Source organism: Arenibacter sp. F20364 (assembly GCF_023015905.1).
In the GTDB taxonomy this organism is placed as follows: domain Bacteria; phylum Bacteroidota; class Bacteroidia; order Flavobacteriales; family Flavobacteriaceae; genus Arenibacter.
On the sequence record NZ_JALKBD010000161.1, the window covers coordinates 1 to 395 of the forward strand.

At 46.1% G+C, this 395-nt stretch carries 1 protein-coding gene; it reads left to right on the top strand.

Annotated elements, in window-relative coordinates:
* Positions 1–395 (top strand): hypothetical protein (locus MWU84_RS24150; RefSeq protein WP_246906613.1); only part of this gene is annotated, 395 nt, incomplete at both ends.

The following is a 395-nucleotide window of genomic DNA, read 5'->3' on the forward strand; positions in this document are numbered from 1 at the left end:
ATGACGCGGTTCAGACAGAAAATATATTGAACGGTACCATTTTAACAGAGGATATTTCCTCAGGTGGTAACGATAAGGTTATGGTTACGGATGCAGTAGGCACGGTAGCCTGGGTGGACAAGTCGAGCTTCGATGCCATTGCGGATCAGGTAACGATTACTGGAGTTGGTACTACTTTGGATCCTTTCAAGGTGGAAGACCTTTCTATAGTAACAGCGAAACTTGGAGCCGATGCCGTGACCAATGCTAAGTTGGCGGACAATGCAGTTCAAACAGAAAATATATTGAACGGGACCATCCTAACAGAGGATATTTCCTCAGGTGGTAACGATAAAGTTTTAGTAACCGATGCAGTAGGAACGGTAGCCTGGGTGGACAAGTCGAGCTTCGATGCC